We start from the raw sequence: 15666 nt of genomic DNA, 5'->3' as shown, positions 1-15666 counted from the left end.
TTGTGGTGGGGGCGGGTTGGTGCGGCACCGCGCAATTGTAGGAGCCTGGCTTGCCAGCGATGGCGGCTTCGGAATCGCTATCGCCGGCAAGCCGGCTCCTACAGGATTTTGTGGTGGGGGCGGGTTGGTGTGACACCGCGCAATTGTGGGAGCCTGGCTTGCCAGCGATGGCGGCCTCGGAATCGCCATCGCCAGCAAGAGTCAGAGTTTGTTCAGGGGGATTTTCAGGTAGGTGACGCCGTTCTCCTCGGGCGGCGGCAAATTCCCGGCTCGTACGTTGACCTGAATCGCCGGCAACAACAGTGTCGGCATGCCCAGTCCCGCATCGCGCCGGGTGCGCATGGTGACGAATGCCGCTTCGTCGATGCCGTCATGGATGTGGATGTTGCTCTTGCGCTGCTCGCCCACCGTGGTCTGGCACTGGGGCTTGCGATTTTCAGGCGGATAGTCGTGGCAAACGTAAAGCCGCACGCTGGCCGGAAACGCCAGCAGCTTCTGGATCGAGGCGAACAATTGATTGGCATTCCCGCCGGGAAAGTCGCAGCGCGCAGTGCCGACATCCGGCATGAACAACGTATCACCCACCAGAATGACGCTGCTGTCGATCAAATAGGCCATGTCCGCCGGCGTGTGACCGGGCACGTGCAGCGCCGTGGCCTTGAGGTTGCCGATCATGAACGATTCGTCCGGGGCGAACAGGTGATCGAACTGCGAACCGTCCACGGCAAATTCCGGCTCAAGGTTGAACAGGCCTTTGAACACGCCCTGCACCTTGCTGATCGACTGACCAATCGCAATCCTGCCGCCCAGCTCCCGACGCAGATAAGGCGCGGCAGACATGTGATCGGCGTGGGCATGGGTTTCCAGCAGCCATTGCACCTGCAACTGATGTTCACCCACGAAGGCGATGATTTTATCGGCCTGGGTGGTGGCGGTGCGCCCGGCGGCCGGGTCGTAGTCGAGCACCGGGTCGACGATTGCACACTGGCTGCCGTCGGCCTCGTAAACGACGTAACTGTAGGTCGATGAGGCGGGGTCGAGGAAGGCTTCAATCAAGGCGGGCATGGTGGCCGTTTCTTTTGGGACAGGTGTTCAGGGTAGTTTCATTTTCCCTGCGCTGACCAGCCCCGATCAATTCAATGCAGGAAAAAAGCTGCGCGGGCTCTATCCTGTCAGTCATCGATACCGGGCGTTCCCGGCTCTTCTCACGGATCACGAGCGTTTTATGTTGCTGGCAAGTTTTTTTGGTGTGGCCATGGGCCTGGTCCTCGGATTGACCGGTGCCGGTGGCGGCATTCTTGCGGTTCCGGCCCTGGTGCTGGGGTTGGGTTTGACCATGACACAAGCGGCCCCCGTTGCATTGTTTGCGGTGGGCAGTGCGGCGGCGGTCGGCGCCGTCGATGGGTTGCGCCATGGCCTGGTGCGTTATCGCGCAGCGTTGTTGATCGCCTTGCTGGGGGCGATTTTTTCCCCGGTCGGCATCTACTTTGCCCATCAACTGCCGGAAAAAATCCTGATGATTCTGTTCAGCCTGCTGATGGTCATGGTGGCCTGGCGGATGCTGCGCCGCGAGCGCCATGAAGAAGGGCCGAGCGATCACGGCCACGCCAACTGGGGCCAGAAAAACTGCATGCTCGATCAACAGACCGGGCGCTTTTCCTGGACCGCCAAATGCACCGCAACCCTGGCGGCACTTGGCGCGGTGACCGGTGTGGTCTCCGGGTTGCTCGGGGTCGGTGGCGGGTTTCTGATTGTCCCGGCGTTCAAGCAACTGACCGATGTGCAGATGCGCGGGATCGTCGCGACGTCCTTGATGGTCATCAGCCTGATTTCTGCCATCGGCGTGATCGGTGCATTTCATGCCGGGGTGCGGATCGATGGTCTGGGCGTGGCGTTCATCGTCGCGAGCGTCATCGGCATGATTGTTGGCCGACAGCTGTGCGCCCGAGTCCCGGCCCGGGCCTTGCAGATCGGCTTCGCCAGCCTCTGCGTGGTGGTCGCGGCCTACATGCTGTTCAAGGCCGGCATCTAGGCGTCTTACACCTTAAGTTCCGGGCCCTCGTCGTGGCCCGGTCTTACACCGAACTTGCTGCACGCCACCGGCCACGCCAAAGCACTTCAAAACCACCCCCAAGGCAGCGTATGACGCCGCCGGTCCGCTTTCGATAATCGCCTCCGACATCCAGTCCCCCGCTGCGGAGCGCGTCATGCACAACAATAAGAATTTCAAGCACCGTTACTTGCCAGCCTTCATCGCCAGCCTGTCGGCCCTGGGTTTGAGCTCAATGGCCGAAGCCGAAATCATGCTGTACGACAAGGACCAGACCACGTTTTCCACCGATGGCTACATCAACGCCTTCTATGTGAACAGCGATGTCGACCGTGCCGGCGAGCAGTTCGACCGTCGACAGGCGCGGGTGAAAATGGGCTTTTTGCCCAACTACCTGGGCTTCAACATGGGCAAGCAGGTCGACGACCTCAAGCTCGGCGCCCGGGCGTCGTTCTGGGTGACCATCAACGACAGCGAAACCAACGGCACCGACACCGCCATCGACGTGCGGCAGTTCTACGGCACGGTGGCCAACCCGGAATGGGGCGAAGTGCTGATCGGCAAGGACTTCGGCCTGTTTGCCCGTTCCAACATTCTGCTCGATGAGTTGCTGGCCGGTTACGGCCAGGTCAGCGACACGCTCGGGTTGGTGGATGGCGGCGGGGTGTCGTTCGGCAACATCGGCAGCGGCTATCCGTACCCGTTCCCGACGTCGCAGATCACTTACCGCACCCCGGTGATGGACGGCCTGCGAGTCGCGGTCGGGATCATGGACCCGGTGGACACCAACGACAGCAGCGCAACCGGCAAGGCCTATCAGGAAAACCCGCGCACCGAGAGCGAGATCACTTACCAGTTCGACCTCGCCGGGGCGAAGATTTACAGCTGGGTGAATGGCAGCTACCAGACCTCGGACAACACCGATTCCACGGTGCAGTCCGTGACCTCCAAAGGTTTGGGTTATGGCGTGCAGGCGAAAATGGGCGGTTTGTCGCTGACCGGTTCGGGCTTTCAGGCCAAGGGTATCAACCCGTTCTTCACCAACAACGCTGGCGAACCGACGTTGCGTAATGTCGACAGCGACGGCTACCTGTTACAGGGCTCGTACAAGCTGGGCAAAAACCGCCTGGCCTTGTCCTACGGCAAGACCAAGGACGACGGCAACGGCGTGGTGGGCAGCGGCGCGGACTATGAGACTCGCGGCATTGCGCTGTTCCATGACGTTAATGACAACCTGAAGCTGGTGGCCGAGTACAACCAGTTCGAAATCAATGGCCACCAAACCAGCGCGCAAAACGAAGACACCGACACCTTCGCGGTGGGGGCGGTGTTGACCTGGTAACCCCCAATCCCTTGTAGGAGCCGGCTTGCTGGCGATGGCGGTGTATCAGTCAACATCATTGTCGCCTGACAGTCCGCTATCGCCAGCAAGCTGGCTCCTACAGGTTTTGTGTTATGGCAGAAAATGGCGCGCCGGGCGCGGATTTGTAGGAGCCGGCTTGCCGGCGATAGCGGCGCATCAGTCACCATCATTGTTGCCTGACCCACCGCTATCGCCAGCAAGCTGGCTCCTACAGGTTTTGTGTCATGGCAGAAAATGGCGCGCCGGGCGCGGATTTGTAGGAGCCGGCTTGCCGGCGATGACGGACTGTCAGTCACCATCATTGTTGCCTGACTCACCGCTATCGCTAGCAAGCTGGCTCCTACAGGTTTTGTGTCATGGCAGAAAATGGCGCGCCGGGCACGGGATTGTAGGAGCCGGCTTGCTGGCGATGATGGACTGTCAGTCACCATCATTGTTGCCTGACCTACCGCTATCGCCAGCAAGCCGGCTCCTACAGGTTTTGTGTGATGGCAGACAATGGAACGCCGGGCGCGGAATTGTAGGAGCCGGCTTGCTGGCGATGACGGACTGTCAGTCACCATCATTGTTGCCTGACCCACCGCTATCGCCAGCAAGCCGGCTCCTAGAGGTTTTGTGGTGTTTGCTGGGACTCTCATCCCATCGAAGCGCCTGACCGCTACCCAAGTAGCATACGTCGCCGACCGCTGCCTTCGTACACTCCAACCTCACACATGCGCACCTGCGGGAGGCGACGATGCAGCAGGTTCAGAGCGACGGGGTCGTCAGTGCGATGTCCCAGGCGACCGATGCCCAGCAGGTAGCCCAGGAGTTGGCGCGGCAGTTGCTGCATCCGCATTTGGGCTTTGTGCTGTTTTTCTGCTCCGCCGAGTACGACTTGCAGGCGCTGGGCCAGGCCTTGCAGCAGAGCTTCGGCGGTATCCGTCTGGTCGGTTGCACCAGCGCCGGTGAAATCACCCCGCTGGGTTACGGGCGCAACTGCGTGACGGCGGTGGGTTTCGACCATCGGCATTTTTCCATCGATGCCGAATTGATCGACGAGATGGAGCGCTTCAGCCTGATCGACGCCCAGCAAATGGTCGAGCGTCTGGTCAGTGGTTGTCGCAGCAACACCCTGGCGCCGATCAAGGGCAACAGCTTTGCCCTGACCTTGCTCGATGGTTTGTCCAGCCGTGAAGAAATGGTGCTCGCGGCGTTGAGCGCGGCGTTGGGCGACATTCCGCATTTCGGTGGCTCGGCCGGCGACGACAATTACCTGACCCACACCCACGTTTACTTCGGCGGCGAGTTCCACAGCGGCGCGGCGGTGGTGGTGCTGGTCAATACCTGGCTCGACTTCGAAGTTTTCACCACCCACCACATCCTGCCGAGGGCGGAAAAACTGGTGGTCACTGGCGCCGACAGTGCCTCGCGCCGGGTCTTCGAACTGAATGCCGAACCGGCCGCCGAGGAGTACGCCCGGCACATCGGCGTGCCCGTGGCTGAACTCGATCACCGGATCTTCGCCGCCCACCCGCTGGCAGTGCGGATCAACGATCAGTATTACGTGCGGGCCATCCAGCAGGTGCACCCGGACTTGAGCCTGAGTTTCTACTGCGCCGTGGAAAACGGCATCGTCCTCACCGTCATGACGCCCGGCCCGATGCTGCCCAATCTGCAAACCCTGTTCGACGGTTTGCAGGAACGCCTCGGTGACCTGTTGTTGACCATCGGCTGCGACTGTTTTCTCAGGCGCCTGGAACTGGAAGATGGCGGCAATCTGGAGCAGATCGGCAGGTTTTTGCGCGACCAGCGGGTGATGGGTTTCAACACCTACGGAGAACAGTTCAATGGCATGCACATCAACCAGACCTTCACCGGGGTTGCCATTGCCCGAGGCCGCTCCCCTGGACATCGCTGAGCTTGCGGCTCAAGTCGCCAGCCTGCGGCACGAAAACCACAAATTGCAGCGCATCAATAGTGCGCTGATCGAACGGATCGAGTCCGGCATCACCCGCGGCAACGACCCGTACGCGGCGTTCCAGCATTCGGTGGTGCTGGCCGAACAGGTGCGAGAGCGCACCGATGCCTTGAACCAGGCTATGGCCGAACTGAAGTCAGGCAATCATTTGCTCAGCGACGCGCGTCTGCGCGCGGAAACCGCGCATCAACACCTGATCGACGCCATCGAGAGCATTTCCGACGCCTTTGTATTGTTCGACGCGGAGCAGCGGATCGTGCTGTTCAACAGCCGCTTCAAGGCGTTCTGGGGTAACAGCCGGGTGCGAATCAACGCCGGCATGCGCTTGGCCGAGGTCAAGCGGTTGATGCTGTCCACCGGCCTGTTCACCGAAGAACCGCGCGGGCAGGCCGACGAGAACCTGCTGTTCCGCTTGCAGGACGGTCGCTGGTTGCAAGTCAGCGAACGGCCGACCCAGGAAGGCGGGCGGGTGATCCTGTTCACCGACATCACCGACGTCAAACTCAGTGAAACCGTGCGCCGCGAGCAGGCCGTGGCGCAGAAATCGCATTTGCTGCAACGGGCCGTGGACAACCTGTCCCAAGGCGTGGCGATGGTCAACGCCGAGGGCATTCTGGAGTTGTGGAACCGGCGCTTCCTTGAACTCAGCGGCCTGGCGCCGGTGGCGGCGCATCGACCGTTCGCCGAAGTGATCGCCGACAGCGAGTTGAACCTGCTGACCCCGGCCAGCCGCGACGGCAATGGGCGCCCGGTGCAGGAATGCGAGCAGCGACTGTACGATGGCCGGGTCCTGGAAATCCGCACGCATCCGCTGCCCACCGGCGGCTTCGTCAACACCTTTACCGACATCACCGAACGCTACCAGCACGCCGAAGCGCTGAGCGAAAGCGAGCGCTGGATTCGCCTGATCACCGACCACGTACCGGCGCTGATCGCCTACCTCAATGCCGACCTGGTCTACGAGTTCACCAACAAGGTCTACGAAGAATGGTACTGCTGGCCGCGTGGCGTGATGCTCGGGCAAAGCCTGCGCGAAGTGCACAGCGAGCAGCATTACCAGCGCCTGGAAGCCTACGTGGCACGGGCGTTGGCCGGTGAGAGCGTGACGTTCGAGTTCGCCGAAACCAATATCAACAACCAGGAGCGCTACATGCTGCGCTCCTACGTGCCCAATCGGCTGGTAACTGGCGAAGTGGTGGGGATTTTCGTGTTGATCCGCGACATCACCGAGCGCCGCCGCACGGCCGAGGCGTTGCACCAGGCCTATCAGAACCTTGAACTGCGGGTGCGCGAACGTACGGCGGAACTGACGACCCTCAATGACCAGTTGCTGCGCGAGATCGACGAACGTCGGCGGGTTGAATCACGCCTGCGGGAGGCCAAGCTTGAAGCCGAGCAGGCCAACCTGTCGAAGACCAAGTTTCTTGCCGCCGTCAGCCACGATTTGCTGCAACCGCTGAACGCCGCGCGCCTGTTTACCAGCGCCTTGCTCGAACGCCGGGAGCCGCTGGCCAACGAGATTCTGGTGCGCAACGTCAGCAATTCCCTGGAGGACGTGGAGAATCTGCTCGGTACGCTGGTCGACATTTCCAAACTCGATGCCGGGGTGATCAAGGCCGACATTGCGCCGTTCGCCTTGAGCGAGTTGCTGGAAAACCTCGCCGCCGAGTACACCCAGGTCGCGCGCAGCGAAGGGCTTGAGCTGCATTTCATCGGGTGTTCGGCGCTGGTGCGCAGCGACATTCAATTGCTTGCGCGGATCCTGCGCAACCTGTTGAGCAACGCGATTCGCTACACCTACAGCGGCCGCGTGGTGCTCGGTTGCCGGCGGCATCATCAGCGGCTGTCGATCGAGGTCTGGGACAGTGGCATGGGCATCGCCGAAAACCGTCTGGAAGAGATTTTCCAGGAATTCAAACGCGGTGATGTGCAACGTCCGGATCAGGATCGCGGGTTGGGGCTGGGGCTGGCAATCGTCGAGAAAATTGCCGGGATTCTCGGGCACCGCATTCACGTGCGTTCGTGGCCTGGCAAGGGCTCGGTGTTTTCCGTCGAGGTGCCGTTGTGCGCGACGGCACCCAAGGCACTGCCGAGCCTGTTGATGAGCGAGCCGATGCTCGAACGCCTGCGTGGTGCGCGAGTGTGGGTGCTGGATAACGATGCGGCGATTTGCGCCGGCATGCGCACTTTGCTCGAAGGGTGGGGTTGTCTGGTGGTGACGGCGCTGTCGGAGCAGGATTTGGCGCGGCAAGTGGACAATTATCACGCCGAGGCGGATTTGCTGATTGCCGATTACCACCTGGATGACGATCAGAACGGCGTGGATGCCGTGGCGCGGATCAACGCCCGGCGCGGCTCAGCCATTCCGGCGATGATGATCACCGCCAATTACAGCAATGAGCTCAAATTGCAGATTCGAGAGCTGGGGCACACCTTGATGCATAAGCCGGTGCGGCCGATGAAGCTGAAGACGGCGATGAGTCATTTGCTCGGTAGGCCTTGAGATATTTGTTGATGTTGAGGGCCTCATCGCCGGCAAGCCGGCTCCTACAGGGGATTGCGTTGTTGCTGTAGGAGCCAGCTTGCTGGCGATTTGTTCGGCCGGCCCTGAAGTTTGTGCGGGTGCTGATGGCCTCATCGCCGGCAAGCCGGCTCCTACAAGGGATTGCGTTGTTCCTGTAGGAGCCAGCTTGCTGGCGATTTGTTCGGCCGGCCCTGAAGTTTGTGCGGATGCTGAGGGCCTCATCGCCGGCAAGCCGGCTCCTACAGGGGATTGCGTTGTTCCTGTAGGAGCCGGCTTGCTGGCGATGGGCGCGACGCGGTCTCAACGCCGTAGATAAGAGCCGAAATCAATATCCCCGGCACTCAGGATCGCCTGCACCCGATTGTGCACGTTGAGTTTGCGCAAGATCGCCGAAACGTGGGCCTTGACCGTGGTTTCAGCGATTTCCAGGGTGTAGGCGATCTGTTTGTTCGACTCGCCTTTGGTCATGCGCTCCAGCACCAGCAACTGTTTGCGGGTCAGGGCCTGGAGCAGTTCCGGCGGGAAGCTCGGGGTGTCGTTCATCCGGCGGTGGGTGCCGCTTTTCTGCGTGCGGATGATGTCCGGCGGCAGGTAGACGTTGCCATTGAGAATCTGCTGGATCGCGTCGGTCATCTGCACCCGTGGCGAGGACTTGGTGATGAAACCCACCGCGCCATAGGTGATGGCTTGCAGCACGATCTGCTTGTCCTGTTCCGCCGAGACGATCACCACTGGAATGGTCGGTGCCTCGTTGCGCAGGTTGATCAGGCCATTGAGGCCGTGCATGCCGGGCATGTTCAGGTCGAGCAGGATCAGGTCCAGGTCGTCGTGGTCCTGAGTCAACGCCAGGGCGCTGTCGAGGTCGGCGGTTTCCATGACCTCGCTGCCCGGGAATCCATCGCTGATGACGTTATGAATGGCTTCGCGAAACAGCGGGTGATCGTCGGCAATCAGAATTTTGTACATAGCCTTTCACCTCATTATTTTGATTATGGTGTGGCAACAACACGCACGCGTAAAGGTCAGGGAAAAGGTTCGGGCAGGGCGGGTGTCACGGGCAGGTTCGCCGCTTGCCAGGCATCCAGGCCATCGCGATACCAATACAGAGTCTTATAGCCCATGGCGGCCGCGCGTTTGACTGCATTCCAGCTCAACCAGCAATCGGACCGGCAGTAAAAGACCAGCGGTTGCCGGGGATCGCCGGCGGTGAATTTTTGCAGATTGCGTGTGAAGTAATCCTGCCAGTCGGGTGTCAGGTCGCCGTCGCCGGTGTTGGCCAGCCAGTGGCTGCCGGGCAGGTTTTCGTGGGGCTGGTCTTCGATGAAACGCCCTTGCAGCCATTGGCGGCGATAGACATCGATCAACACCGGGCGAGGCGTCTGGGTGAGCAGGGTTTGCAGGGCGGCGGTGTCGATGATGGTGGCCCCCTCGGCCTGATTCGGCGTGGGGCTGCGGTACAGGCCGATGCGGTAGCCATCAGCGGAGAACAGCGGTGTTTCGGCGTGTGCGACGCCCAGCAACAGGCTCAGCGATAACACAGCGAGGGAAGGGCGCAGCAGAACACGTCGGGCACGCGGCATGGGTTCAGTCCTTATAGTTATGGACCCATTACATGCCAGTCGCGGTGCGTTGGGAATGCGACGATAGACAGGAAAACCAGTACTAAAGTAGTAATTTTGCCATGTTTGATGGAGATCCAATTGTGGGAGCGAGCCTGCTCGCGATGAAGCCATCACATCTGGCATTGATGTCGGCTGACACTCCGCCATCGCCGGCAAGCCGGTCTCGCTCCCACAGGGGGATTTGGGTGGTTAGTTGGCTTTGCGCAGGGCGGCATGCTGCGGGTTGAAGGTGAGGACTGCCAGTAGCGAGAACAGCAGCGTCAAGCCGATGCACACCGCCAATGCCAACGGGCTGAAGCGCTCGTACAAGGCAAACCGCACCAGTTCCACTGCATGCGTAAACGGGTTCACGGCGCACAACCAATACAACCACTCGCTCGACTCGCGCATCTTCCACAGCGGGTACAGCGCCGACGACAGGAAAAACAGCGGGAAGATCACGAAATTCATCACCCCGGCAAAGTTCTCCAGTTGGCGGATCGCGTTCGACAGCAACAACCCCAACGCACTGAGCATCAACGCCACCAGCAGCAACGCCGGCAAGGCGATCAACAGGCCCATGGCCGGCGGCTGCACGCCGTACACCCAGGCAATCGCCAGGAAGGCGTACACCTGCAACAGCGAAATCAGCGACGTGGCCAACAGTTTGCTGCACAGCAGAAACGTGCGGGGCAGGGGGCTGGTCAGCAGTACGCGCATGCTGCCCATCTCCCGGTCGTAGACCATCGACAGCGAACCTTGCATGCCGTTGAACAACAGGATCATGCAGGCCAGCCCCGGAATGATGTAGACCTCATACGGAATGTAGGTGTCGTAGGGCTCGATGATCGCGATGCCGAGTGCCGCGCGAAAACCGGCGGCGAACACCAGCAGCCACAGCAGTGGCCGCACCAGTGCACTGAGAAACCGCGTGCGCTGCAACACGAAACGCAGCCATTCACGCAGCACGATGCCGCTGAAACATTGCCAATACGCATTCATTGGACGGCTCCCGAGGTGGTCAAGCGAGCGAAGGCCGAACCGAGGTCGCCGCCGTGTTCCAGGCTCAACGCATCGGCCTGGCCACTGGCGACCAAACGACCCTGATGGAGAATCAGCAAGTCATCGCTCGGCTGCACCTCGTCCAGCAAGTGCGTGGTCCAGAGCACGCTGAGGCGGTGCTCTCGGCATAGGCTGCGGATGTGTTGATTGAGCGCCAGACGACTGGCCGGATCGAGGCCGACACTGGCCTCGTCGAGCAGCAACAGGCGTGGCTCATGCAGCAGCGCGCGAGCGATTTCCACCCGGCGACGATGACCGCCATTCAGCTCGCGTACCCGCTCGCGACGGCGTTCGGTCAACGACTGACGGGCCAGTTCGGCATCGACCCGAATTGCGGTTTCACGCCGCGACATTCCGTGCAGCGCGGCGTGATAGCGCAGGTTCTGCTCGACGCTGAGGTCCAGGTCCAGGGTACTTTGCTGAAACACCACACCCAATTGCTTGAGCGCCGGGCGTGGCGCATCCCGCAACGAACAAGCGCCGACACGGATATCACCGCGTTGCACATCGTACAGCCGGGTCAGCAAGGCAATCAGCGTCGATTTGCCGGCGCCGTTCGGTCCCAGCAGCGCCGCAAAACGACCGGGCGCCAGGCTGAAACTCACTTGGCGCAACGCCTCCCGCGCACCGTAGGCGAAACTCAGGTCGCTGACTTCCAGTGCGTTCATGGCGTCACCACCACGCCCCACGGATAGCGCCCGACCTTCACCGACTTGCTCACTTTGAGGCTGTCGACATCAATCACCGACACATCGCCGCTGACGCCATTGGTGGCCAGCAATTGCTTCTGATCCGGGGTAAACGCCATCTGCCACACGCGGCGGCCGACCAGCAGGTAATCGAGGATTTCGAAGGTTTTGGCATCGATCACCGCGACATGGTTGGCCGGGCCCAGCGCGACGAAACCGTACTTGCCGTCGGCGCTGAGTTTGATGCCCACCGGTTGCACCTTGTCCGGGTGCACGCCCTTGATCTGGAAGGTCAGGGTCTTGAGGACCTGCCGGGTGGCGGTGTCAAGAATGGTCACGGTGCCGCCGATTTCCGCCGAGGCCCACAACTGTTTGCCGTCGGGCGCGAACTCGACAAAACGCGGGCGCTGATCCACCAGCGTGCTGTCGGCCAGGGTCTGGGTGCCGGTGTCGATCCAGTGCAGCATGTTGGTGGTTTCGCTGGTGTTCACCGCCCATTTGCCGTCCGGGCTGACGGCCATGCCTTCGGGCTCGACGCCGACGTTGATCTGGCTCAGCACCTTGGAGGTTTCGGTGTCGATCACCGTCACCAGCGCATCGTCCTCGTTGGAAACGTAGAGCCAGCGATTGTTCGGGTGCAGGGCGAATTGCTCGGGGTCCTTGCCCGAAGGCAGTTCCTTGATGATCTTGCGCGTTGCCACGTCCATCACCTGCACCCGGTCCGAATCGCTGGCGCAGATGTACAGCAGCTTGTTGTCGTGGGACAGCAACAGACCGCGCGGGCGCTGGCCGACGGGCAGGGTGTCGGTGACTTGCAGGGTCTGCATGTCGATCAGGCTGAGGCTGTTGTCTTTTTCGTTGGAGACCCAGGCGGTGCTGGCCGCGGCGTGCCCGGCAGCGAGCAACAGGGCGCATGAAAGCAGGGTGCGGCGCATGGCGGATTCCTTATTGTTGTTGTGGAAGATCAGGGAAAGCGGCAGCTGACCTCGGGCTTGTCGTAACCGAGGCTGTCCATTTCGTTGAAGGGGTGCAGAAAGCCGTCCTGTGGCGAGGTGCTGACCAGCGCCCGCGGCTGCACGATGGGGATCGGCTGGCGCAACTGGCCGTTCCACGGGCGATAACTGAGCTTGCGACCCTTGAAGCCATCGAGCGGCAGTTGGTCGCTGATTTCCAGGTTGCGGATCGCCATCGGATCGGTCTGACGCAGTTTGCTCACCGCGCTGGCGATGCTGCGCACGGCCATCCACGCGGCAAAGTCGCGGTCGTTCATCCAGCGTCCGGCCATGGCTTCGAAGCGTTTCTGCAATTGGGCGGCGCCGTAGGTTTCCACGGTCTTGTGCCAGCCCACCGGGGTCAGGCCTTGAGTGCCGGCCACCGGGCGCGGATACCAGGTCTGGTAGGGCACGTATTCGCCGAAGTCACCGCGTTCATCGGCCACCAGTACCACGTCGTACTCGGCGGTCTGGGTGAACAGCGGCATGTCGGCCTGGGCGCTGCGGCGTTGATCGTTATCGAAACTCCAGGCTTTTTCCGCCACCAGTTGCACGCCGAAGCGTTTTGCCGCGCGGCGCAGGGCGGCGGCATAGGCTTGATCGTCGACGGTCGGGCCGACAATCAGCAGCGCCCGTTGCCATTTGCGCACCACCAGAAACTGCGCCAAGGCATCAGCGAGCATCGCCCGGCTCGGCAGCGTGTGCAGCACGTTCGGCAGGCAATCGGTGGTGCGCAGGCTGTCATCCGGGCTGCCGGCGTTGATCAGCAAACTGTCGGGCAGGGCGGCGCTGAGTTGCCGCAGGCTGGCCACCGGTGCGTTCACCACAAACAGGCGCAGGCCTTGCGCGTGTTGCGCCTTGGCCGCATCGAGCAAGGCCTGCGGGTTGTCGACGTTGGCGTTGGCCAGGCTGTAACTGTGATTGAGAAAGCGCCCGGTGCTGTTGCTGTCGGTGATCGCCAGTTCGGCGCCAAGCAGGCCGGCATCGACGGGCTCGGGAATGATGTTCGACAGCAAGGGCCCCGGGTCGGGGCGATAACCCAGGTAACCGATCTGCACTTGCAGCGGTGCATCGGCCGCCTGACTTTGCGTCGCCAGCCCGGCGGCGCAGGCAATCGCCAACAGGTAGATCAGGGCGTAAGGGGCAAGCTGGCGCATAAGGCACTCCATCACGGGTAGCGCCAGCATAGGAAGCCTGAGGACGGGATGAAATATGCAGAAAGTACCAGTGAGGCAGTACCAAGGTAGTAACTCGTCGAGGGCGGCGCGGTTTTAGCATGGGCAACAACGGCCATCACTCTGAAGGAGATCGACCATGCGTATTCTCAAGGCGCTGCTCCTGCCGTTGTTGCTGATCCTGAGTCTGATTGGCGTCGACAAGCTCCACGGCCCGCGCCCTGCGTCGCTGCTGGTGATGCCTGCGACACCGGGGCGCTAGGCGTGTCGGCCCTGTGGCGGATCAACCTCTGGGTCTGCGGATTTTTCGCGCTGGTCACGTTGGCGTGCATGGGCTTGCTGGTGCACCAGGCGCTGGCGGATGTGGAGCGAGAGCTGCAATCCGCCGAGGCGGTGGTCGAGTACTTGAGCGAAACCGCCGCGCGCGATCCCGCCAGTCTGCAACCACGGTTGACGCAAAGTCTGCGTCACGTGCGGGTGCGCTGGCTCGAACCGGGCGAAGCGGCACAACCGCCAATGCAGGACGGGCTCGACGCCTGGCTCGGGCGATTGCTGTTTGCCGAGTCCCGGCACAGCGTGCGGGAGCTGGATCTGCAGGATGGCCGGCGTGTGCTGATTGCGGTCGATCCACGGGATGAAATCGATGAAGTCTGGGATTCCCTCCAGCAATTACTGAGCCTGTGTGGCCTGGCGTTGTTGTTGAGTCTGTTGACCATTCGCTGGGCCGTGAGCCGGGGCATGGGCCTGCTCGATGAGTTGCTGCGCGCATTGCGGCAGGTTTCCGGCGGCCAGCTCAAGGTGCGACTGCGCGCGCAAGGGCTGCCGGAAGCGCGGCAACTGGCGGTGCACTTCAATCGCATGACCGAGGCACTGGAACAGGCGCGCGCCGACAACACGCAACTGACCCAGACCTTGCTGGCGGTGCAGGAACAGGAACGCACTCATCTGGCGCAGACCCTGCACGACGACCTCGGTCAATACCTGGCGGGGATTCGCGCGCAGGCCTGTCTGTTGCGCCTGGTCGCCGATCAGCCGGACACCGTGGAGCGCACGGTGCGTGAGCTGGAACACAACTGCGAGCACCTGCAACAAGGATTCAGAGCGCTGGTGCACGACCTCTATCCGGTGGTGTTGCAACACCTGCCGTTGGCCGAGGCTTTCGCGTTGTTGGTGGAGCAGTGGCAAGGCCGACAGGGTGTCGATTGTCAGTTGCGCGTCAGCGCTTCGTTGCCGCCATTGTCTGCGCCGGACAAGACCCATCTCTACCGCCTGTTGCAGGAAGCCTTGACCAACGTCGCTCGCCACGCCGATGCAAGCCAGGTGCGGGTTCGCCTGCAACACTGCGGCGGCCACTTGCGCTTATTGATTCGTGACAACGGATGCGGCGCCCGCCAGCCACAGCGGCCGGGTGTCGGTTTGTATTCGATGTTCGAGCGCGCCCGCAGTCTGGGCGGTGAGTTACGCATCATCAGCCACCCCGGCGCCGGTTGGGCGCTGGCCTTGAGCATGCCTTTGGAGGCGTCATGAATATTCTGCTGGTGGATGACCATGCGGTAGTCCGTCAGGGCTACGCGAGTTTGTTGCGCGCGTTGCTGCCGGCGATGGAAGTGCGTGAAGCCGCGACGGGTGAAGAAGCGCTGATCAGGGTTCAGGAGGCAGTGCCGAATCTGGTGATCATGGATTTCGGCCTGCCGGGGATCAGCGGGCTGGAAACCACGCGCCGGTTGCGACAGCGTCTGCCGCAGCTGCGCGTGCTGTTTTTCAGCATGCACGATGAGCTGCCGCTGGTGCGCCAGGCACTGGAGGCGGGCGCTTCGGGTTACCTGACCAAAAGCTCGGCGCCCGAAGTGCTGATCGAGGCGGTGCGGCGGATTCTCGCGGGCCACGCCTACATCGAACAGCCCCTGGCCACTCAACTGGCGTGTCACCCGCAACAGGACGCCAGCGACCCGCGTTTGCAGAGCATGACCCAGCGCGAGCTGGAGATTTTCGTGATGCTCGCCAAAGGCACCCCGGCCCGTGTGATTGCCGAACAGCTGAGCATCAGCAGCAAGACCGTCTCCAATCACCTGACGTTGCTCAAGAGCAAATTGCAGGTGAGCTCCCATGCCGAGCTGGTGCATCTGGGGATTGATATGGGGGTGGTGCGCAAGGCGGGGTAGCTGAACTCACACATTCCCCTTGTAGGAGCCGGCTTGCTGGCGATAGCGGTGGATCAGTCGACATCAATGGTGCCTGACCCACCGCTAT

14 protein-coding genes are annotated in these 15666 nt (G+C 61.8%); 7 read left to right on the top strand and 7 right to left on the bottom strand.

Features of this window, described 5'->3' with window-relative positions; genetic code table 11:
- Positions 1–201 precede the first annotated feature (201 nt).
- Positions 202–1065, bottom strand: coding sequence for an MBL fold metallo-hydrolase (locus KGA97_RS11055; protein ID WP_223480774.1), 864 nt, complete (start codon positions 1063–1065; stop codon positions 202–204).
- Positions 1066–1225: 160 nt separating this feature from the next.
- Here KGA97_RS11055 and KGA97_RS11050 point away from each other — a divergent pair, with 160 nt between their 5' ends.
- The 4 genes from KGA97_RS11050 to nahK all read left to right on the top strand — a co-directional run bounded on the left by KGA97_RS11050 (position 1226) and on the right by nahK (position 7876).
- On the top strand, positions 1226–2032 hold the full coding sequence (locus KGA97_RS11050) for a sulfite exporter TauE/SafE family protein (protein WP_008034065.1): 807 nt from the start codon (positions 1226–1228) through the stop codon (positions 2030–2032).
- A 175-nt stretch (positions 2033–2207) separates the two neighbouring features.
- The gene (locus tag KGA97_RS11045; RefSeq protein WP_008040029.1) at positions 2208–3392 is read left to right on the top strand and encodes a porin; all 1185 of its coding nucleotides are present in this window, start codon (positions 2208–2210) and stop codon (positions 3390–3392) included.
- Positions 3393–4149: 757 nt separating this feature from the next.
- Positions 4150–5313, top strand: a complete 1164-nt coding sequence (nosP, locus tag KGA97_RS11040; RefSeq protein ID WP_008024902.1) for a nitric oxide-sensing protein NosP — start codon at positions 4150–4152, stop codon at positions 5311–5313.
- Positions 5243–7876 carry a hybrid sensor histidine kinase/response regulator NahK/ErcS' gene (nahK, locus tag KGA97_RS11035; RefSeq protein ID WP_223480773.1) on the top strand — a complete coding sequence of 878 codons (2634 nt, stop codon included), beginning with the start codon at positions 5243–5245 and terminating at the stop codon, positions 7874–7876. The genes nosP and nahK overlap by 71 nt, the downstream gene beginning before the upstream one ends.
- A gap of 321 nt (positions 7877–8197) precedes the next feature.
- Here the strand turns inward: nahK and KGA97_RS11030 are convergent, their stop codons facing one another.
- The 6 genes from KGA97_RS11030 to KGA97_RS11005 form a co-directional block, all read right to left on the bottom strand.
- Positions 8198–8863, bottom strand: a complete 666-nt coding sequence (locus KGA97_RS11030; RefSeq protein ID WP_008024898.1) for a response regulator transcription factor — start codon at positions 8861–8863, stop codon at positions 8198–8200.
- A 56-nt stretch (positions 8864–8919) separates the two neighbouring features.
- Positions 8920–9477 (bottom strand): PQQ-dependent catabolism-associated CXXCW motif protein, encoded by a 558-nt coding sequence (locus KGA97_RS11025; protein ID WP_223480772.1) that lies wholly within the window; start codon positions 9475–9477, stop codon positions 8920–8922.
- 231 nt (positions 9478–9708) lie between these two features.
- Positions 9709–10500, bottom strand: coding sequence for an ABC transporter permease (locus KGA97_RS11020; RefSeq protein ID WP_223480771.1), 792 nt, complete (start codon positions 10498–10500; stop codon positions 9709–9711).
- Positions 10497–11228, bottom strand: coding sequence for an ABC transporter ATP-binding protein (locus KGA97_RS11015; RefSeq protein ID WP_192416564.1), 732 nt, complete (start codon positions 11226–11228; stop codon positions 10497–10499). The genes KGA97_RS11020 and KGA97_RS11015 overlap by 4 nt, the downstream gene beginning before the upstream one ends.
- Positions 11225–12184 (bottom strand): YVTN family beta-propeller repeat protein, encoded by a 960-nt coding sequence (locus KGA97_RS11010; RefSeq protein WP_223480770.1) that lies wholly within the window; start codon positions 12182–12184, stop codon positions 11225–11227. Before KGA97_RS11010 ends, KGA97_RS11015 begins: the two co-directional genes overlap by 4 nt.
- Before the next feature lie 29 nt (positions 12185–12213).
- On the bottom strand, positions 12214–13398 hold the full coding sequence (locus KGA97_RS11005; protein WP_223480769.1) for an ABC transporter substrate-binding protein: 1185 nt from the start codon (positions 13396–13398) through the stop codon (positions 12214–12216).
- A gap of 157 nt (positions 13399–13555) precedes the next feature.
- Between KGA97_RS11005 and KGA97_RS29450 the strand changes: the two genes are divergently transcribed.
- From KGA97_RS29450 to KGA97_RS10995, 3 genes are read left to right on the top strand one after another with little or no spacing between them, the layout of a single operon-like run.
- Positions 13556–13678 (top strand): hypothetical protein, encoded by a 123-nt coding sequence (locus KGA97_RS29450; RefSeq protein WP_008024888.1) that lies wholly within the window; start codon positions 13556–13558, stop codon positions 13676–13678.
- A gap of 2 nt (positions 13679–13680) precedes the next feature.
- A complete protein-coding gene (locus KGA97_RS11000; protein ID WP_223480768.1) occupies positions 13681–14943 on the top strand; it encodes a histidine kinase in 1263 nt (420 codons plus the stop codon).
- Positions 14940–15578, top strand: coding sequence for a response regulator transcription factor (locus tag KGA97_RS10995; RefSeq protein WP_192227438.1), 639 nt, complete (start codon positions 14940–14942; stop codon positions 15576–15578). Before KGA97_RS11000 ends, KGA97_RS10995 begins: the two co-directional genes overlap by 4 nt.
- Positions 15579–15666 lie beyond the last annotated feature (88 nt).

This window comes from Pseudomonas sp. BF-B-15 (assembly GCF_019946675.1).
Classification (GTDB): domain Bacteria; phylum Pseudomonadota; class Gammaproteobacteria; order Pseudomonadales; family Pseudomonadaceae; genus Aquipseudomonas; species Aquipseudomonas migulae.
The sequence above is the reverse complement of the archived record's forward strand: the minus strand, read 5'-3'. Positions and strand labels throughout refer to the sequence as shown.